The 17,406-nt window shown below is 71.5% G+C and carries 17 protein-coding genes; 7 read left to right on the top strand and 10 right to left on the bottom strand.

Annotated elements, in window-relative coordinates:
* Positions 1-298: 298 nt before the first annotated feature.
* Positions 299-964 carry a DUF402 domain-containing protein gene (locus tag ACIGW4_RS10220; RefSeq protein ID WP_398707237.1) on the bottom strand — a complete coding sequence of 222 codons (666 nt, stop codon included), beginning with the start codon at positions 962-964 and terminating at the stop codon, positions 299-301.
* A 152-nt stretch (positions 965-1,116) separates the two neighbouring features.
* Positions 1,117-2,517 (bottom strand): class II fumarate hydratase, encoded by a 1,401-nt coding sequence (locus tag ACIGW4_RS10215; protein WP_399579670.1) that lies wholly within the window; start codon positions 2,515-2,517, stop codon positions 1,117-1,119.
* Between the two features lie 106 nt (positions 2,518-2,623).
* Between ACIGW4_RS10215 and ACIGW4_RS10210 the strand changes: the two genes are divergently transcribed.
* Complete coding sequence (locus tag ACIGW4_RS10210; RefSeq protein ID WP_399579668.1) at positions 2,624-4,153, top strand: ricin-type beta-trefoil lectin domain protein; 1,530 nt, start codon at positions 2,624-2,626, stop codon at positions 4,151-4,153.
* A gap of 62 nt (positions 4,154-4,215) precedes the next feature.
* Here ACIGW4_RS10210 and ACIGW4_RS10205 read toward each other — a convergent pair whose 3' ends face one another.
* On the bottom strand, positions 4,216-4,857 hold the full coding sequence (locus tag ACIGW4_RS10205; protein WP_399579665.1) for a lipoprotein: 642 nt from the start codon (positions 4,855-4,857) through the stop codon (positions 4,216-4,218).
* A gap of 115 nt (positions 4,858-4,972) precedes the next feature.
* Between ACIGW4_RS10205 and ACIGW4_RS10200 the strand changes: the two genes are divergently transcribed.
* The gene (locus ACIGW4_RS10200; protein WP_123455212.1) at positions 4,973-5,476 is read left to right on the top strand and encodes a dirigent protein; all 504 of its coding nucleotides are present in this window, start codon (positions 4,973-4,975) and stop codon (positions 5,474-5,476) included.
* Positions 5,477-5,481: 5 nt separating this feature from the next.
* Here the strand turns inward: ACIGW4_RS10200 and ACIGW4_RS10195 are convergent, their stop codons facing one another.
* On the bottom strand, positions 5,482-6,111 hold the full coding sequence (locus ACIGW4_RS10195) for an HAD family acid phosphatase (protein ID WP_359588870.1): 630 nt from the start codon (positions 6,109-6,111) through the stop codon (positions 5,482-5,484).
* Positions 6,112-6,287: 176 nt separating this feature from the next.
* Positions 6,288-7,958, bottom strand: coding sequence for a fumarate hydratase (locus tag ACIGW4_RS10190; protein ID WP_399579661.1), 1,671 nt, complete (start codon positions 7,956-7,958; stop codon positions 6,288-6,290).
* 379 nt (positions 7,959-8,337) lie between these two features.
* Here ACIGW4_RS10190 and ACIGW4_RS10185 point away from each other — a divergent pair, with 379 nt between their 5' ends.
* Positions 8,338-9,048, top strand: coding sequence for a DUF1707 domain-containing protein (locus tag ACIGW4_RS10185; RefSeq protein WP_123455214.1), 711 nt, complete (start codon positions 8,338-8,340; stop codon positions 9,046-9,048).
* A 156-nt stretch (positions 9,049-9,204) separates the two neighbouring features.
* Positions 9,205-9,576: a WhiB family transcriptional regulator gene (locus ACIGW4_RS10180; RefSeq protein ID WP_399579659.1), complete on the top strand. Its 372-nt coding sequence runs from the start codon at positions 9,205-9,207 to the stop codon at positions 9,574-9,576.
* A gap of 132 nt (positions 9,577-9,708) precedes the next feature.
* Here the strand turns inward: ACIGW4_RS10180 and glpX are convergent, their stop codons facing one another.
* Positions 9,709-10,740, bottom strand: coding sequence for a class II fructose-bisphosphatase (gene glpX / locus ACIGW4_RS10175; RefSeq protein ID WP_359588867.1), 1,032 nt, complete (start codon positions 10,738-10,740; stop codon positions 9,709-9,711).
* A 127-nt stretch (positions 10,741-10,867) separates the two neighbouring features.
* Between glpX and ACIGW4_RS10170 the strand changes: the two genes are divergently transcribed.
* The gene (locus ACIGW4_RS10170; RefSeq protein ID WP_123455216.1) at positions 10,868-11,392 is read left to right on the top strand and encodes a DUF4245 domain-containing protein; all 525 of its coding nucleotides are present in this window, start codon (positions 10,868-10,870) and stop codon (positions 11,390-11,392) included.
* Between the two features lie 65 nt (positions 11,393-11,457).
* On the opposite strand, the gene ACIGW4_RS10165 is transcribed toward ACIGW4_RS10170, so the two are convergent.
* From ACIGW4_RS10165 to ACIGW4_RS10150, 4 genes are all read right to left on the bottom strand, one after another.
* Positions 11,458-12,048, bottom strand: coding sequence for a malonic semialdehyde reductase (locus ACIGW4_RS10165; protein WP_359588865.1), 591 nt, complete (start codon positions 12,046-12,048; stop codon positions 11,458-11,460).
* A 164-nt stretch (positions 12,049-12,212) separates the two neighbouring features.
* A complete protein-coding gene (locus ACIGW4_RS10160) occupies positions 12,213-12,473 on the bottom strand; it encodes an exodeoxyribonuclease VII small subunit (RefSeq protein ID WP_399579657.1) in 261 nt (86 codons plus the stop codon).
* A gap of 103 nt (positions 12,474-12,576) precedes the next feature.
* Positions 12,577-13,794, bottom strand: a complete 1,218-nt coding sequence (gene xseA, locus ACIGW4_RS10155) for an exodeoxyribonuclease VII large subunit (RefSeq protein ID WP_359588864.1) — start codon at positions 13,792-13,794, stop codon at positions 12,577-12,579.
* Positions 13,795-14,036: 242 nt separating this feature from the next.
* Complete coding sequence (locus tag ACIGW4_RS10150; protein ID WP_123455219.1) at positions 14,037-15,389, bottom strand: APC family permease; 1,353 nt, start codon at positions 15,387-15,389, stop codon at positions 14,037-14,039.
* Positions 15,390-15,443: 54 nt separating this feature from the next.
* On the opposite strand from ACIGW4_RS10150, the gene ACIGW4_RS10145 reads away from it, so the two are divergent.
* Together ACIGW4_RS10145 and ppgK are read left to right on the top strand one after the other, a co-directional pair.
* Positions 15,444-16,475, top strand: coding sequence for a 4-hydroxy-3-methylbut-2-enyl diphosphate reductase (locus tag ACIGW4_RS10145; RefSeq protein ID WP_359588863.1), 1,032 nt, complete (start codon positions 15,444-15,446; stop codon positions 16,473-16,475).
* Positions 16,476-16,506: 31 nt separating this feature from the next.
* Positions 16,507-17,262 (top strand): polyphosphate--glucose phosphotransferase, encoded by a 756-nt coding sequence (ppgK, locus tag ACIGW4_RS10140; protein ID WP_359588862.1) that lies wholly within the window; start codon positions 16,507-16,509, stop codon positions 17,260-17,262.
* Positions 17,263-17,406 lie beyond the last annotated feature (144 nt).

Here is a 17,406-nt window from a genome sequence, read left to right as displayed (position 1 = left end):
TCCGTCCGGGCCGGTGGTGCGATGCACTCGCTCTGTTGGCCGATGCCGCGCCTTCGGCAGGGCTAAACCCCGCATCCGCGGTGGATGCGGAGCTTCCGCGAACGGCGGCAAGGGCGGGGGTCGGCACACCCGGGCACACGTCCGGCACTGCTCTCCCCCTCGTGGATGACTTCTGGTCAGTTCCTGCGCTGGATCACGCCTTTGACGTGCTGTTCGGTCGGTCTGACGTGCTCTTCGCTCGGTGTCGGCCTTGCGGAGGACGATCCTACGTTTGAACCCCGGGGGCGCATCAAGGGTCTCACGGAGCCGTGTGCGCCGGAGTGCGGTCCCAGTCCGCCGGGAGCGTCGGAACCGGCCAGGAGGGGTCGGGCCGCCAGGCCTCCCAGCCGTCCGCGAACGGCGTCCCCCAGGAGGTGATCAGCTCCACCGCCTCCTGCCCGGCGGCCAGGACCCGCGCGGCCTGCTCGGGCCCCATCAGGCCGGCCCGCTGGGCCTGGGCGAACTCGTCCTCGTCCCGCCACAGCCAGCTGCGGTCGGGGTAGACGGAGATGTCGAGGAAGTGGTCCTCGGAGTCGATGCCGCCGGACCAGCGGGCCCGCGGCTCCTCCAGGTTCACGTACCAGCTGCGGAAGCGCCAGCCGCGCTCCCAGAACAGCCACACCGACCAGGGGTCCTTCGGCCGGGCCAGCTTGAGGACCCCGGTGCCGGACCAGCGGGCGCGCTCGGTGGTGCGCGGGGCGGTGTAGCGGGTGGCGAGCGGCTCGTCGTGCACGGAGGTGCCGTCGGCGAGCACGGGCCGCACGCACTCGGTGCCGGGAGCCATCCAGACGGCGAGCAGCTCGGGCGTGTCCTGGACGACGGTCACCGGGCGGCAGATGGCCACGTCTTCGGTGCCGTTGCCGCGGTAGCGCCAGAGGATGTGCTCCCCTGGCGCCCAGTGCTGGGAGCCGTCCGATCCTGTCATGCGCAGATCTTAGGGGCGCGCTCCCATCGGCGCTGCGGCACAGGTCACGGATGAGTCATCCGCAGCGCGGGTCACGGACGGCTCGTCCGCGCCACGGGTCACGGACGGCTCCTCCGCGCCGCGGGTCACGGACGGCTCCTCCGCGCCGCGGGTCACGGACGGGTCATCCGCAGCACGTCCAGTGCCTCGTCCAGCTGCTCGACGGTGAGGTCGCCCCGCTCGACGTAGCCGGACTCCAGCACCACCTCGCGGATGGTCTTCCGCTCGGCGAGCGACTTCTTCGCGACCTTGGCGGCCTCCTCGTAGCCGATGTACTTGTTCAGCGGGGTGACCACGGAGGGCGAGGACTCGGCGTACTCGCGGGCGCGCTCGGCGTTGGCGGTGGCGCCGTCGACCGTGCGGTCGGCGAGGAGCCGGGAGGCGTTGGCCAGGAGTCGTACGGATTCCAGCAGGTTCTTGGCCATCACCGGGAGCATTACGTTGAGCTCGAAGTTCCCGGCCGCCCCCGCGACCGCGACCGTGGTGTCGTTTCCGGTCACCTGCGCGGCGACCATCAGGACGGCCTCGGGGATCACCGGGTTCACCTTGCCCGGCATGATCGAGGAGCCGGGCTGGAGGTCGGGGAGGTTGATCTCGGCGAGGCCGGTGCGCGGCCCGCTGGCCATCCAGCGCAGGTCGTTGGCGATCTTGGTGAGGGAGACGGCGATGGTCCGGAGCTGCCCGGACGTCTCCACCAGGCCGTCGCGGGCGCCCTGGGCCTCGAAGTGGTCGCGGGCCTCCGTCAGCGGCAGCCCGGTCGCGCGGGCGACCTCCGCGATGACGGCCGCGGAGAAGCCGGCCGGGGTGTTGATGCCGGTGCCCACCGCCGTACCGCCGAGGGGGAGTTCGGCGAGCCGGGGGAGCGAGGCGCGCAACCGCTCGACGCCGTACCTGACCTGGGCCGCGTAGCCGCCGAACTCCTGGCCCAGGGTGACCGGGGTGGCGTCCATCAGATGCGTGCGGCCGGACTTCACCACCGACGCGAATTCGGCCGATTTTCGCTCCAGGGAGGCGGCCAGGTGGTCGAGGGCGGGGATCAGGTCGCGGGTGACGGCGGCGGTGGCCGCGATGTGGATGGAGGAGGGGAAGACGTCGTTCGAGGACTGCGAGGCGTTGACGTGGTCGTTGGGGTGGACCTCGCGTCCCTCGGGGAGCCGCTCGGTGGCGAGGGTGGCGATCACCTCGTTGGTGTTCATGTTGGACGAGGTGCCCGAGCCGGTCTGGAAGACGTCCACGGGGAAGTGCTCGTCCCAGCGGCCCTCGGCGACCTCCTCCGCGGCCGAGACGATCGCGTCGGCGCGGTCCTTCTCGACCACCCCGAGCTCGGCGTTGACCTTGGCGGCGGCGGCCTTGATCCGGGCCAGGGCCTCGATGTGGGCGCGCTCCAGGCGCTGGCCCGAGATCGGGAAGTTCTCCACCGCCCGCTGGGTCTGGGCCCGCCACTTGGCGTGCGCGGGGACCCGCACCTCGCCCATGGAGTCGTGCTCGATGCGGTACCCGTCCGTGTCGTTCATGTTTCTCAACCTCCAACAAAAGATGAGCACTTGTCTTGTTCGATGTATTCCCAAGGCGCGTACCGGCCAGTAAAAACCGTGGGTAACCCCACTTCCAGGAGGCGCAGTGAAGCGCACCAGGTCCAGACTCCGCTGGTCCGTCGCGGCCGTCGCCGCCGCGGCGGCGGCCCTCGGCAGCATGACCGCCGCCGCCCCCGCCGGCGCGGCCGACACGAGCACCGCGGCCGGAATCACCTCCGTACCGCTCTCTCCCGAGCTGGAGGCGATCCGGGCGGCCGAGGCCACCAAGATCTACGGAAGCCCCGAGGAACGGCCGTTCGCCCAGCGCAGGACCGGCCTGATCTCGCTCGGCGACAGCGAGATCTCCGGCGAGGGCGTCGGCTCGTACGAGTCCCCCACCAACGGGCCCACCAACTGGTGCCACCGCTCCCCGGACGCCGCCATCCACCGCACCGGGATCCCCGCGGACCTCACCTTCAACGTGGCCTGCTCCGGCGCGTACACCGGGAACATCCGGATCGGCGGCTCCAAGCAGTACGCCGACGAGCTCGTCCAGAGCGACAACCTCGCCGTCAAGGCCCGCAACACCCGGATCAAGATGGTCCTGCTCGTCGCCGGCGCCAACGACGACCTGCAGTTCGGACCCGTCATGACCGACTGCGTCCAGCGCTACGTGCTCAGCCAGGGCACCTGCGAGCCCAAGTACGCCCCCGGCTGGCAGGCCCGCGTCGACGGACTCGTCCCCAAGGTCGAGCAGACCGTCCGCGACCTGAGGACGGTCATGCGCGACGCCGGATACGCCGACGGCGACTACAAGCTCGTCGTCATGGGCTACCCCAGCCCCATCGGCCCCGACTTCTACGACAACCCGAACTTCTCCGGGAAGCTCGCCTGCGGCGGCATGGGCTACGACTCCGACACCAAGTGGGGCCGCAACGCCGCCGTCCCGGCCTTCGAGCGCGGCATGCGCACGGTCGCCGCCGACACCGGGGCGGTCTACCTCGACAACTCGCGCCTCTTCAACGGCCACGAGGTCTGCATGGAGGACACCTGGGCCCGGGGCCTCTACATCGACCTCTCCAAGCCCGGCGGCCTCGACGAGAACTCCGTCCGCCAGTCCTTCCACCCCAACAGGAGCGGCCACGGCGCCTTCGCCTCCTGCCTGACCCAGATCTACAACTCGGGCCTGCGCGAGGCGAGCTGCGCCGACGTCAACTCCTCCGGCACCCCGACGCTCTTCCCGCTCGCCTGGGACGACGCGTACAAGCCGCTGAAGAACCAGGCGACCGGCAACTGCCTGGACGTGAACGCGTCCGAGTCGGCCAACGGGACCGCCGTCCTCGGCTGGGACTGCCACGGCGGCCGCAACCAGGGCTGGTGGTACGACTCCGCCCGGGGGACCGTCCACACCCAGCTCACCCAGGACCGCTGCCTGGACGTGCCGGGCGCCGTCTACCAGACCGGCAAGGCGCTCATCGTCTGGAACTGCAGCGGCGCCGCCAACCAGAAGTTCGTCCGCGACGGCGCCACCGTCCGCCCCGCGGCCGCGACCGGCCTCTGCCTCACCCAGAGCGCGGCGAAGGAGCCGGTCCGGCTCCAGAACTGCGACGGCTCCGCGAACCAGAAGTTCGCGTAGGGGCTCGCCCCGGGAACGCCGCGGCCCCCCGTCCGGTGCGGGACGGGGGGCCGCGGTCGTGCTCAGAGCGCCTTCGCGGTGCCCTTCGCCAGCTCGTAGGCCGGGAGCATCGCCCGGTGCTCCTCGGTGTCCATACCGCCGAGGTGGACGATGACGACCGCGCCCTTCGGAGTGGTGACGGCGAAGGCCCGCTGCTCCTTGTCCTCGTCCGTGAGCGCGCTGCGCGACGTGTACGTGACCTCGGTGGCGGCCAGCGCGCCCGCCCGCGTCTCCCGGTAGACGACGGCGGAGGGCTTGTCCGCCGCCTTCACGAAGCCTTCGAGAGCGGTCCGGGCGGGGCCCTTCGCGACCGTCCACACCCGCAGGTAGCCGATGTTCCCGGCGGGCTTGGCGTCGACCTCGCAGCGCATGACGGCCGGGCCCTGCCGGGTGAGCTCCGCGAGGTCCGGGTTCTCGGCGTCCTTGATCGCCTCCGGCTTCCAGCCCTCCGCGAGGGCGAAGGAGACGGGCAGCGCGCAGGCCGTCCCGGGACCGCCGAGCGTGGCGGCGGCCTTGACCGCGGGAGCGGTGGGCCTGGCGGCGGTCTCCGCCGGGGCGGCCTCGGCGTCGGGCTTCGGGGTCGTCCCGCAGGCGGTGAGCAGTAGTCCCGCCGCCACCAGGGCGGCGGAGACGGCCGTACGCATCGGTCGTGCTTTCTCTGGCATGGCGCCATGATCCCCGACCGGACGGCCCGGATTGCGCCGGACGGGCGAATCCCGAATGGTCATCGGACAATGTGAAGCATGCCGAGGGGGGACCCCACCCCACGGGAGGCAGGACATGACCCGCAGCTCCAGGAGGATCGGCGCGCTCTGCGCCTGCACGGTCGCGGCGGCCGCCTTCGCCGCCGCCCCCGCCCCCGTCTCCGCCGACGACGGAGACGGCTTCGAGTTCACGCTCTACGCCAAGCAGATCCCGCCCCCCGCGACGAGCGAGAGCAACCCGCCGCCCAAGGTCGGGGACACCCCCGTCTTCGCCGACGACCTCTTCCGGACCAAGGGCGGCGACAAGGTCGGCCGCGACGGCGTCAGCTGCGCCGTGGTGCGCGTCTCCGGCGATCAGGTCGACATGAACTGCGTCGGCACCATCGTCCTGAACGGCGGACCCGGCGGACAGCTCACCGCCCAGGCCCTCACCACCTTCGACACCTCGAACGATTCTCCGTCCGCCTTCGACCTCGCCGTCACCGGCGGCACCGGCGACTTCAAGGACGCGCGCGGATACATCCGCTCGACCCCGGACGGGGACTACGACCGGATGGAGTTCCACATCAACACGCGCTGAGCCCGTTACGACAGCTTGCCGCCGTAGTCCGGGAGCTTGAAGGTGCGCTCGGCGTGCCCGCCGACGAGGTCGGACGTGTTGTTGCCGATGTTCGCGATGATCGTGTAGCCCTTGGCCTCGATCTCGGCGCGCTTCTCGGTCTTGTACGCGCTGACCTCGCCGAACAGGTCGGGGAGCGAGCGCACGTACAGCCCGTCGACCGGGTAGCCGGCCTTCTTCAGGTTCCAGTCGGTCAGGGAGTAGATGATCCCGGGCCGGGCGGTGACGAAGAAGACGGCCACCCCGCGCGCGTGGGCGTCGCGGACGAGCGCGCGCACGTCCGCGATGGCCGGGGTCGGCAGCTCCCAGAAGGGGTGGAAGTCCGTCTCCAGGGAGCTGTTGTCGATGTCGAGGACGATGGCCTGCTTCTCGCGGCCGGCGTTCCCGGAACGCGCCTCGACGTACGGGCGCGCCTCGGCGACGACGGCCGCCACGTCACGGCGCCAGGTCGTGTAGTCGACATCCGCGAGGGCCGCGGCCGACGTGACGTGGCTGTCCGGGTCGGCGGCGGAGGCGGCGGGCGCCGGGCCGAGGACGAGGAGGGCCGTCAGACCGAGGGCCGTGGTGGCCGTGGCGGTGGCTTTGGCGGAGGGCATGGGGGGCTCCCGAGGGGGTCGACCGGCTCAGTGGTTGACATGCTCGCGCCCCATACTGACCAGTAGGCGACGGGAGGACTACCGGTCGGTAGCGACTTTCTGAGCGAAGATCGACACCGGGAGCGGCGGAACCCCCCGGTCCGAGGACGGACCGAGGGGTTCCGGGGCCATGAGGGTCAGCCGAGGCCGGGGCCGCGCACCGGGATGTGCGTGAACGTCGGCTCGGGCGCCGGGTTCTGGAAGAAGTCGTTGCCCTTGTCGTCGACGACGATGAACGCCGGGAAGTCCTCGACCTCGATCTCCCAGACCGCCTCCATGCCGAGCTCCTCGTACTCGACGACCTCGACCTTCTTGATGCAGTCCTGCGCCAGCCGGGCCGCCGGGCCGCCGATCGAGCCCAGGTAGAAGCCGCCGTGCGCGCCGCACGCGTCCGTGACCTGCTTGGACCGGTTGCCCTTGGCCAGCATGACCTTCGAGCCGCCCGCCGCCTGGAACTGCTCCACGTACGAGTCCATGCGGCCGGCCGTCGTCGGGCCGAAGGAGCCGGAGGCGTAGCCCTCGGGGGTCTTCGCCGGGCCCGCGTAGTAGACCGGGTGGTCCTTCAGGTACTGCGGCATCTCCTCGCCCGCGTCGAGCCGCTCCTTGATCTTGGCGTGCGCGATGTCGCGCGCCACGACCAGCGGCCCGCTGAGGGACAGCCGGGTCTTGACCGGGTACTTGGTCAGCTCGGCGAGGATCTCGTCCATCGGCTGGTTGAGGTCGATCTTGACGACGTCCTCGTCCGTGGCGAGGTGCTCGTCGGTCGTCTCCGGCAGGAAGCGCGCCGGGTCGGTCTCCAGCTGCTCCAGGAAGACGCCCTCGGCGGTGATCTTCGCGACGGCCTGGCGGTCGGCCGAGCAGGAGACGGCGATCGCGACGGGCAGCGAGGCGCCGTGGCGGGGGAGACGGACGACGCGGACGTCGTGGCAGAAGTACTTGCCGCCGAACTGCGCGCCGATGCCGATCTTCTGCGTCAGCTCGAAGACCTTCTCCTCCAGCTCCTTGTCCCGGAAGCCGTGGCCGGTCTCGGCCGAGCCCTCGGTGGGCAGCTCGTCCAGGTAGTGCGCGGAGGCGTACTTCGCGGTCTTGAGCGCGAACTCGGCGCTCGTGCCGCCGACGACGATCGCCAGGTGGTACGGCGGGCAGGCGGCCGTGCCGAGCGAGCGGATCTTCTCCTCCAGGAACTTCATCATGGAGGCCTCGTTCAGGACCGCCTTGGTCTCCTGGTAGAGGAAGGACTTGTTGGCCGAGCCGCCGCCCTTGGCCATGAAGAGGAACTTGTACGCGCCGCCGTCGGTCGCGTACAGCTCGATCTGCGCGGGCAGGTTCGAGCCGGTGTTCTTCTCCTCCCACATGGTGACCGGCGCCATCTGCGAGTAGCGCAGGTTCAGCTTGGTGTAGGCGTCGTAGATGCCCTTGGACAGGGCCTCCTCGTCACGGCCGGAGGTCAGCACGTTCTGGCCGCGCTTGCCCATGACGATCGCGGTGCCGGTGTCCTGGCACATGGGAAGCACGCCCGCGGCGGCGATGTTCGCGTTCTTCAGGAGGTCGAGCGCGACGAACTTGTCGTTGCTCGACGCCTCCGGGTCGTCGATGATCCGGCGCAGCTGGGCCAGGTGGGCCGGGCGCAGGAAGTGCTGGATGTCGTGGATGGCCTCGGCGGCCAGCTTGCGCAGCGCCTCCGGCTCGACCTTGAGGAACGTACGCCCGTCGGCCTCGAAGGTGGAGACACCTTCGGAGGTCACCAGGCGGTAGGGCGTGGTGTCCTCTCCCAGGGGGAGCAGATCGGAGTACGCAAACTCAGGCATGACGGCGGCCATTCCTCACTCGGCAGACAGCAGCGCCGCCTCCGTTGGCGGCGCGCCCTCCAGCGTAAGACGCGGGGGCGGCCCGGATCCTGTGAGGTAAGGCTCACTAGGTGCGGAGAACGCGCCGGAATGGCGTGTTCGGTTCCGGACGGCGTCTCCTGCCGGGTCGCGGGGGCGCCTTCCGCCGGATCCCGGCCGCGCCTTCCGCCGGATGCCCGCCGCGCCCCCGTCGGATCCCCGCCGCGCCTTCCGCCGGATCCCCGCCGCGCCCCGGTCGGGTCCCCGCCGCGTCCCCTAGGGGACGCGGCCGGGGCGTTCGGGGGCGAGCCCGGGGTGTTCCCTCTGGTCGCGATCTATCGCGTGTCGCTACGCTGACTCCGTGGACCTCGAAAAGCAGCCCGAACCCGAGAAGCAGCCGCAGCCGCAGCGGCCGGCCGCCCCCGTCGAGCACGCCCCCGCCTTCGCCGATCCGCAGGGCTCGCTGCGGGCGTCGGACGCGGACCGGGACCGGATCGCGGACATCCTGCGGGACGCCCTGGCCGAGGGACGGCTCGACGCCGAGGAGCACTCGGACCGGATCGAGGCGGTCTACCGGGCCAAGACCGTCGGCGAGTTGGAGCCGATCGTCCGCGACCTGCCGAGCGCCCGCACCGCCCGGGACGCCGAACCGGCCTTCGCCTACGGCCCCGACGACTCGGAGGGCCCCGCGGACAACCTCGTGGCGATCTTCTCCAGCACGACCCGCAAGGGCCGCTGGCGGGTGAGCCGCCGGACGAACGCCTTCGCGCTCTTCGGGAACATCGAGGTGGACCTGACCGAGGCGATCTTCGCCCAGCGGCTGACCACCATCAACGCCACCTCGATCTTCGGGAACGTCGAGGTCCGGGTCCCGGAGAACATCAGCCTGCGCGGCAACGGCAGCGGCATCTTCGGCAACTTCGAGGTCGTGACCCTGGAAGGGGCCGACCCGCAGGCACCGGTCGTCGTCGTCAACGGCTACTCGGTCTTCGGGAACGTCGAGGCCAAGCCCAAGCGCGGCAAGTGGATCACCGACCTCCAGGGCAAGTTCCGCAAGCACCTCGGACACTGACGCCGGAGCCGTCCGGCGGCGACCGGAAGGTGACCGGAATTCGCCCCCGGGTATCCGCAGTGCGGAACGGCGGGGCACGCAGTGCATAGGCACGCGCACAGCGGGTAGGGCTGGTGCATCGCCGCTCGCTCGCGAAGCCGTCGTCAGGAGTAGACCGTGCTGCAACTGCCGCATCAGCCCCTCCAGGTCGCCGCCGTGCCCCCTCAGCGTGCCCCTGCCCGGGAGGGCGAGGCCGGTCCATGGCACGCGGAGGCGGTGTGCCGCCGGGACGAGGCCGGGCTCTTCTTCGCTCCGTCCAAGGAGCCGACCGCCGCGCGGCTCGCCCGCGAGGAGGCGGCCAAGCGGGTCTGCGCGCGCTGTCCCGTGATGGTCGAGTGCCGGGAGCACGCGCTGCTCCAGCCCGAGCCGTACGGGGTGTGGGGCGGGCTCACGGCGGCGGAGCGCCGTGTCGTCCTCGCCCGGCGCCGGCGGCGCGAGGTGGAGCTGCGGAAGGCGGCCGCGACCGAGCGGATCGCCCAGGCGGGCTGACGGGACCGCGAGGACCCGCGCCCGGTCCGTCACGGGACCGCGGAGACCCGCCCCCAGGGTCCGTACGAGAAGGGGCGCCCCCACCGCACATGGGGGCGCCCCTCTTCGTACGGCCGGATTCCGGCCGGTCGGCTACTTCGCGCGGTCGAAGTCGATCGCGCTGTACGCGCGCAGCTTCGAGAGCCGGTGCGTCGAGTCGATCTGGCGGATCGTGCCGGACTTCGAGCGCATGACCAGCGACTGCGTGGTCGCCGTCTCGGAGCGGTAGCGCACGCCGCGCAGCAGCTCGCCGTCGGTGATGCCGGTGGCGACGAAGAAGACGTTGTCGCCGGCGACCAGGTCGTTGGTGCCGAGCACCCGGTCGAGGTCGTGGCCCGCGTCGAGCGCCTTCTGACGCTCGGCCTCGTCCTTCGGCCACAGCTTGCCCTGGATCACACCGCCCAGGCACTTTATGGCGCAGGCCGAGATGATGCCCTCGGGGGTGCCGCCGATGCCCATGAGCAGGTCGACGCCGGTGCCCTCGCGGGCGGCCATGATGGAGCCGGCCACGTCGCCGTCGGAGATGAACTTGATCCGGGCGCCGGTCTCGCGGATCTCCTTGACGATGCCCTCGTGGCGGGGCCGGTCCAGGATGACCACGGTGACGTCCTCGGCGGTCATGCCCTTGGCCTTGGCGACCCGGCGGATGTTGACCGAGACGGGGGCGTTGATGTCGACGAAGTCGGCGGCCTCCGGGCCGGTGACCAGCTTGTCCATGTAGAAGACCGCGGACGGGTCGAACATGCTGCCCCGGTCGGCGGCGGCGAGGACGGCGATCGCGTTCGGCATGCCCTTCGCGTTGAGCGTGGTGCCGTCGATCGGGTCGACCGCGATGTCGACCTCGGCGCCGGTGCCGTCGCCGACCCGCTCGCCGTTGAAGAGCATGGGGGCTTCGTCCTTCTCGCCCTCGCCGATGACGACCACGCCGTTCATCGAGACGGTGGAGATCAGGGTCCGCATCGCGTTGACCGCGGCGCCGTCCGCGCCGATCTTGTCGCCGCGGCCGACCCAGCGGCCCGCGGCCATGGCGGCGGCCTCGGTCACCCGGACGAGTTCCAGGGCGAGGTTGCGGTCGGGGGCCTCGGGCGAGACCTCGAGCTCGGGCGGCAAGTGGTGCTCGGTCATCGGAGCGCACCTTTCTGTACGGCGACGGCCGGAAATAAAGAGGGTGCTGCGACTCTATCGTCAGGTCGACAAATTGAGCAGAGGGCCCCACGTATGAGCGAGAACCCTTGATGCGACCATATGGGACGTGGCAGGTATGCGAGGCAGGCAGACGGTACGCGGGATGTTCCAGTCCCTCGCGGTGATCATGGTCGCCGCGGGCGTGATGTATCTCTTCATCCCGCACGACGAGAGCGCCGAACCGGTCAAGGCGAAGGACTACCGGGTCGAGCTCCTCACGGCTCAGCGGGCGGCGCCGTATCCGGTGCTGTCCCCCGAGGGCCTGGGCGAGGGATGGAAGGCGACGGTCGTCTCGTACAAGCGGGAGAAGGGCGACGCCTGGCAGCTCGGTTTCCTCTCCCCGGACACCCAGTACGTGGCGGTCAACCAGTCGACGGCGGAGCCGGGGAAGTTCGTGCCCGAGGTGACCCTGAAGGCGAAGAACACCGGGAAGACCCAGACGGTCGCCGGGCGGGTCTGGCAGCGCTGGGAGGGCCCCAGGTACGACGCGCTGGTCCGTACGGAGAACGGCGCGACGACCGTGGTGACCGGGACGGCCTCCTTCGAGCGGCTGGCCGAGATGGCCGGCTCGCTCCAGGCGCGGAAGGCCTGAGACGGGCTCGACCGAACGGGAAGGGCCCCGCACTCGTGGAGTGCGGGGCCCTTCTCGCGTACCACTCAGACGGTGGTGACGACCTCGTCGTAGGAGAGGCGCGGGGAGCGCGGGAACCAGGCGTCCTCGCCCGGCTTGCCGATGTTGACGACCATCAGCGGGGTGTGGTCGTCGTCCAGGAACTCCTTCTGGACGCCGGCGAAGTCCAGGCCGGTCATCGGGCCGGCGGCCAGGCCGGCGGCGCGGACGCCGACGATGAAGTACGCGGCCTGGAGGGCGGCGTTCAGCAGCGCGGAGCCCTCGCGGACCGGGCGCTCGGAGAAGAACATGTCCTTGGCCTGCGGGAAGTGCGGGAGCAGGGCCGGCAGGTCCTCGTGGAACTCGTTGTCGGCCGAGAGGATCGCGACCAGCGGGGCGGCGGCGGTCTTGGCCTGGTTGCCCTCGGCCATGTGCTTCACCAGGCGCTCGCGGGCCTCGGGGGAGCGGACCAGGGTGATGCGCAGCGGGGTCTGGTTGAAGGCGGTCGGGCCGTACTTCACCAGGTCGTAGATCGCCTGGATCTGCTCGTCGGTCACCGGCTCGTCGGTGAACGTGTTGGCGGTACGGGCCTCACGGAAGAGGAGGTCCTGGGCGACGGCGTCGAGGGCGAGAGACATGCTGCGTACCTTCCGGACTGCAAGGGGGGTTCGCTCGTAGAAGATTCAAGCGATGTCTCGACAGTACGCCCAAGGTTGATGAAAATTCAACTAACCTATCCGGATAGTGATCCGTTTCACTCGGAGTCTACACGCCGGGCCCCGCCCGCCCCCTCCGTCCGCCCCTACTCGTCTTCTTCCTCCTCGTCCGCCTCGGCCGCGCGCTCCGCCGCCAGTGAGGCGTCGAGCCGGGCCCGCGCCCCCTCCAGACGGCGCCGGCACACCTTCGCCAGCTCCTCGCCCCGCTCCCAGAGGGCGAGGGACTCCTCCAGGGACGTCCCGCCCGCCTCCAGGCGCCGGACGACCTCGATCAGCTCGTCCCGCGCCTCCTCGTACCCGAGGGCCGCCTCTTCCGTGCCCGCGTCCGTGCTCGTACCCGCTGCCATGAAGCGCTCCATCCGCCGTGTCCGGTCGTTCTCTCTCGACTGCCGTGTGTTCGGCCGCCCGTGTCTTCCGCGTCCTCCGCGGTTTCCGCTCAGGGTCTTCCGGTCAGGCCGGGTCGGGCGCGCGGCGCACCGTGAACTCGCCCTCGGCGACCCGGGCCCGCAGCTCCTCGCCCTCCGCGACCTCCCCGGGGGAGCGGACCACCGCCCCGTCCGCCCGCTGGAGCACCGCGTACCCCCGCTCCATCGTCGCGGCGGGCGACAGCGCCCGGACCCGCGCCCGCGTGTGCGAGAGCTCCGAGTCCGCCCGGTCGAGCAGGTGCCCGAGGACCCGCCTGCTCCGGGCCAGGAGCGCCGCCACCTCGTCCTCGCGGACCTCCACCATGCGCTGCGGATGCTCCATGACGGGCCGCGCGAGCGCGTGCGCCAGGCCGCGCTCCTCCCGGTCCAGGAGGCCCCGCACGGTCCGCAGCGCCCGGTCCCGCAGCCCGCGCACCCGGTCCAGCTCCTCGCCGACGTCCGGGACGACCTTCTTGGCCGCGTCCGTCGGCGTCGAGGCGCGCAGGTCGGCCACCAGGTCCAGCAGCGGGGAGTCCGGCTCGTGCCCGATCGCGGACACCACCGGCGTACGGCAGCCGGCCACCGTGCGGATCAGCTGCTCGTCCGAGAACGGCAGCAGGTCCTCGACGCTGCCGCCGCCCCGGGCCACGATGATCACGTCCACGTCCTCGTGCGCGTCCAGTTCCTCGACCGCCCGGACGACCTGCGGGACCGCCTTCACGCCCTGCACCGCGACGTTCCGCACCTCGAAGCGGACGGCCGGCCAGCGGCGGCGCGCGTTCTCCAGGACGTCCCGCTCGGCCGCCGACGCCCGGCCGCAGACCAGGCCCACGAGGTGCGGCAGGAACGGCAGCGGCTTCTTCCGGTCGAGGGCGAACAGCCCCTCCGAGGCCAGGCTCCGCTTCAGCTGTTCGAGCCGGGCGAGCAGCTCGCCGATCCCGACCGGCTTGATCTCCACCGCCCGCAGCGACAGCTGTCCGCGCGGCGCGTACCACTCGGGCTTGGCGTGCACGACGACCCGGGCGCCCTCCGAGACGACGTCCGCGACCGCGTCGAAGACCTTGCGGTAGCAGGTGACGCCGATGGAGATGTCGTGCGAGGGATCCCGCAGCGTCAGGAAGACGACCCCGGCGCCGGGGCGCCGCGACAGCTGCGTGATCTGCCCCTCGACCCAGATCACCCCGAGCCGGTCGATCCACCCCCCGATGAGCCGGGAGACCTCACCGACGGGAAGCGGTGCTTCGGCGGACGTAGTCAGAGCCATGGACCGAGCGTAACCGCGCGGTACGACAACGTCAGGGGCGCGCGGCGGCCGCCCGGCCCGCCGGAGAGCTCCGGGCGGGGTCATGCGCGCGCGTGGAACGAGGGCGTCACGCGCGAGCGTGGAAGGAGGCATCACGCCCGTGTGTGGAAGCGGCGACACGCGCGCGTGCGCGGAAGGCTGCGGACGGCGGGAAAGGCCCACGCGCGCGTGGACGCGGCCCACGAGCGCCCGGGGCACCGCGTCTACGCGCGCGTGGACGTCCTCGTCGCGCCCTGGACGGCGAGGACGACGAGGCCCACCCCCAGCCACACCACCCCCACCACCTGCGCGGCGGCCGAGGCCTCGACGATCACCGCGATCAGGATCGCCGCGCCGACCACCGGCATCACGATGTGCTTGAACCAGTGCGGCGGCCCCTCCGCCCGCCGTACGGCGAACCAGCCCACCACGCTCGCGTGCAGCAGGACGAAGGCGGTCAGCGCGCCGACGTCGACCACCGAGACCAGGTGGTCGAGGCCGTCGTCCCGGCGCGCCGCCCACACCGCCGCGATCATCGTCACGGTCGCGGCCACCAGCAGCGCCACCCGGGGGACGCCGCCGTCGGTGCGGGCCAGCAGGTGCGGAAGGCGCCGGTCGCGGCCCATCGCGAACAGCAGCCTGCCGCCCGCCGCCTGCCCCGCGAGCGCCGCGAAGGCCGCGCCGATCGCCTTCGACACGGCCACCAGGTCGTGCAGCCAGCCGCCGACCGAGGCGTCCACGGCGTCGTAGAAGGCCGAGCCCTGCTTGGCCGGGTCGGCGGCGAGCTCGGCCGAGGAGACCGGTTCGAGGAGCGCCACCAGCCAGGTCTGGGCCACGAACAGGACGCCCGCGAGGGCCAGACAGAACAGCACCGCCCGCGCCACCTTCCGGGAGCCTCCCGTGACCTCCTCCGCGAAGGAGGCGATCGCGTCGAAGCCCAGGTACGACAGGACGGCCACCGAGACCGCGCCCACCACCGCGGCGAGCGAGAACGAGGTGTCGCCGGTGAGCGGCGACCACCCGTCGCGCAGCGCCCCGTCCCGTACGAGCACCACCACCGCCGACACGACGAAGACCAGCAGGACGACGATCTCCATCGCGAGCACCGCGAAGCCGACCCGGGCCGCCGCCCGCACGCCCCACAGGTTCAGCAACGTGGTGACCACCACGGCGATCCCGGTCCACACCCACCGGTCCACCTCCGGGACCAGCGCCTCCATCGCGATGCCGGCGAAGAGGTAGGCGACGGCCGGGATCAGCAGGTAGTCGAGCATCGCCATCCACCCGGCGATGAACCCCGGCCCCTCCCCGAGGCCCTTGCGCGCGTACGTGAAGACGGAGCCGGCCTGCGGCGCGACCCGCACCATCTGGGCGTAGCTGTACGCCGTGAACGCCATGGCGACGGTCGCCACGACGTACACCAGTGCGACGGCCCCGTGCGACTTGGCGTCGAGCGTCCCGAAGACGCCGACCGGCGCCATGGGGGCGATGAACAGCAGCCCGTACACGACAAGGTCGCGGAACCCCAGATTCCGACGGAGTCCCTCGTGGTCCGCCGCCTGCGTCTCCTGAGCCATGGCGCCAGTCTCGGCCACGGCGCCGCTCCAACCGCTCACCGACGCGGCCTTACGATGGGACGCATGACTGCAACGCCCGCGCCGACGCCCGATTCCGCCTCCGCGACGAACCGCCCGAAGCGTGTCCTGCTCGCCGCTCCCCGTGGCTACTGCGCGGGCGTGGACCGTGCCGTGATCGCCGTCGAGAAGGCCCTGGAGCAGTACGGGGCCCCGATCTACGTCCGGCACGAGATCGTCCACAACAAGTACGTGGTCCAGACGCTGGAGCGGAAGGGCGCGATCTTCGTCGACCAGGCGACCGAGGTGCCGCCGGGCAACATCGTGATGTTCTCCGCGCACGGCGTCGCCCCCACCGTCCACGAGGAGGCCCGCGTGGGCCGGCTCGCGACCATCGACGCCACCTGCCCGCTGGTCACCAAGGTCCACAAGGAAGCCGTCCGCTTCGCCAAGGAGGACTTCGACATCCTCCTCATCGGCCACGAGGGCCACGAGGAGGTCATCGGCACCTCCGGCGAGGCGCCCGACCACATCCAGCTGGTCGACGGCCCCGAGGACGTGGCCAAGGTCGAGGTCCGCGACCCCTCCCGGGTCGTCTGGCTCTCCCAGACCACGCTCTCGGTCGACGAGACGATGGAGACGGTCGACGCGCTGAAGGAGAAGTTCCCGCAGCTGATCTCCCCGCCGTCCGACGACATCTGCTACGCCACGCAGAACCGCCAGACCGCCATCAAGGAGCTCGCCGGCCAGGCCGAGCTGGTGATCGTCGTCGGCTCGAAGAACTCCTCCAACTCGATCCGCATGGTCGAGGTCGCCAAGCAGGCCGGCGTCCCCGCCGCGTACCTGGTCGACTTCGCCAGCGAGATCGACGAGGCCTGGCTGGAGGGCGTGACCAGCGTCGGCCTCTCCTCCGGCGCCTCCGTCCCGGACGTCCTGGTGCAGGAGGTCCTGGAGTGGCTCGCCGAGCGCGGCTACGCGGACGTGGAGATCGTCAAGACGGCGGACGAGTCCCTGACCTTCTCGCTGCCCAAGGAGCTCCGCAACAAGGACCTGCGGGCCGAGGCGGCGGCCCTGCTCGAAAACGAGTGACGCAGGGCTCCTGCCCGTAACGTATGGGTCCATGAACGTCTTCGGAGTGGACATCGGCGGCTCGGGCATCAAGGGCGCCCCCGTGGACCTGGGACGCGGAGCGCTCGCCGAGGAGCGCCACAAGGTACTGACCCCGCAGCCCGCCACACCCGACGGTGTGGCGGGCTGCGTCGCGGAGGTCGTGACGCACTTCGGCTGGACGGGACCGGTGGGGGTGACCTTCCCTGGCGTCGTGACCGGCTCCACCGTCCGTACGGCCGCCAACGTCGACAAGTCCTGGATCGGCGTCGACGCGGGCACCCTGATCAGCGACCGCCTCGGCGGGCTCCCGGTGACCGTCCTGAACGACGCGGACGCGGCCGGGGTCGCGGAGATGACCTTCGGCGCGGGCCGGGGCCGCAAGGGGACGGTGATCCTACTCACCCTCGGCACGGGCATCGGCTCCGCCGTCTTCGTCGACGGCCGGCTCGTCCCCAACACCGAGCTGGGCCACCTGGAGCTCAAGGGCCACGACGCGGAGACCCGGGCCTCGACCAGGGCCAAGGAGGACGAGGGCCTCACCTGGGAGCACTGGGCGACCAAGCGCCTGCGCAAGTACCTCGCGCACGTCGAGATGCTCTTCTCGCCCGAGCTGTTCATCATCGGCGGCGGCGTGAGCCGCAAGGCGGACAAGTTCCTGCCGCTGATCGAGGGCGTCCGCGCGAAGATCGTCCCGGCGGAGCTGCAGAACGACGCGGGGATCGTGGGGGCGGGAATGGCGGCGGGGACGGCGGCGAGGCTGGTCTGAGGGGCGGGGCCGGGGGACCGGGGCCGGATGGGGGTCCGGCGTCCGAGACCCCGGATCCGCCCCGACCGGCATCGGGACCCCGGATCCGCCCGGACCGGCATCGGGACCTCGGATCCGCCCGGATCCGGCTCAGGCCACCGGCCG

The organism is Streptomyces sp. NPDC053513 (genome assembly GCF_044544765.1).
Classification (GTDB): domain Bacteria; phylum Actinomycetota; class Actinomycetes; order Streptomycetales; family Streptomycetaceae; genus Streptomyces; species Streptomyces litmocidini.
This window is presented reverse-complemented; position numbering and strand designations above follow the sequence as displayed.

What these genes read in the sequence shown, in the direction of transcription:
- ACIGW4_RS10195 (WP_359588870.1), bottom strand. Translation starts at nt 6,111, where the DNA reads ATGCCCTCCGCCAAAGCCACCGCCACGGCCACCACGGCCCTCGGTCTG.
- ppgK (WP_359588862.1), top strand. Translation starts at nt 16,507, where the DNA reads ATGAACGTCTTCGGAGTGGACATCGGCGGCTCGGGCATCAAGGGCGCC.
- ACIGW4_RS10145 (WP_359588863.1), top strand. Translation starts at nt 15,444, where the DNA reads ATGGGACGCATGACTGCAACGCCCGCGCCGACGCCCGATTCCGCCTCC.
- ACIGW4_RS10190 (WP_399579661.1), bottom strand. Translation starts at nt 7,958, where the DNA reads ATGCCTGAGTTTGCGTACTCCGATCTGCTCCCCCTGGGAGAGGACACC.
- ACIGW4_RS10220 (WP_398707237.1), bottom strand. Translation starts at nt 964, where the DNA reads ATGACAGGATCGGACGGCTCCCAGCACTGGGCGCCAGGGGAGCACATC.
- ACIGW4_RS10200 (WP_123455212.1), top strand. Translation starts at nt 4,973, where the DNA reads ATGACCCGCAGCTCCAGGAGGATCGGCGCGCTCTGCGCCTGCACGGTC.
- ACIGW4_RS10150 (WP_123455219.1), bottom strand. Translation starts at nt 15,389, where the DNA reads ATGGCTCAGGAGACGCAGGCGGCGGACCACGAGGGACTCCGTCGGAAT.
- glpX (WP_359588867.1), bottom strand. Translation starts at nt 10,740, where the DNA reads ATGACCGAGCACCACTTGCCGCCCGAGCTCGAGGTCTCGCCCGAGGCC.
- xseA (WP_359588864.1), bottom strand. Translation starts at nt 13,794, where the DNA reads ATGGCTCTGACTACGTCCGCCGAAGCACCGCTTCCCGTCGGTGAGGTC.
- ACIGW4_RS10205 (WP_399579665.1), bottom strand. Translation starts at nt 4,857, where the DNA reads ATGCCAGAGAAAGCACGACCGATGCGTACGGCCGTCTCCGCCGCCCTG.
- ACIGW4_RS10165 (WP_359588865.1), bottom strand. Translation starts at nt 12,048, where the DNA reads ATGTCTCTCGCCCTCGACGCCGTCGCCCAGGACCTCCTCTTCCGTGAG.
- ACIGW4_RS10215 (WP_399579670.1), bottom strand. Translation starts at nt 2,517, where the DNA reads ATGAACGACACGGACGGGTACCGCATCGAGCACGACTCCATGGGCGAG.
- ACIGW4_RS10160 (WP_399579657.1), bottom strand. Translation starts at nt 12,473, where the DNA reads ATGGCAGCGGGTACGAGCACGGACGCGGGCACGGAAGAGGCGGCCCTC.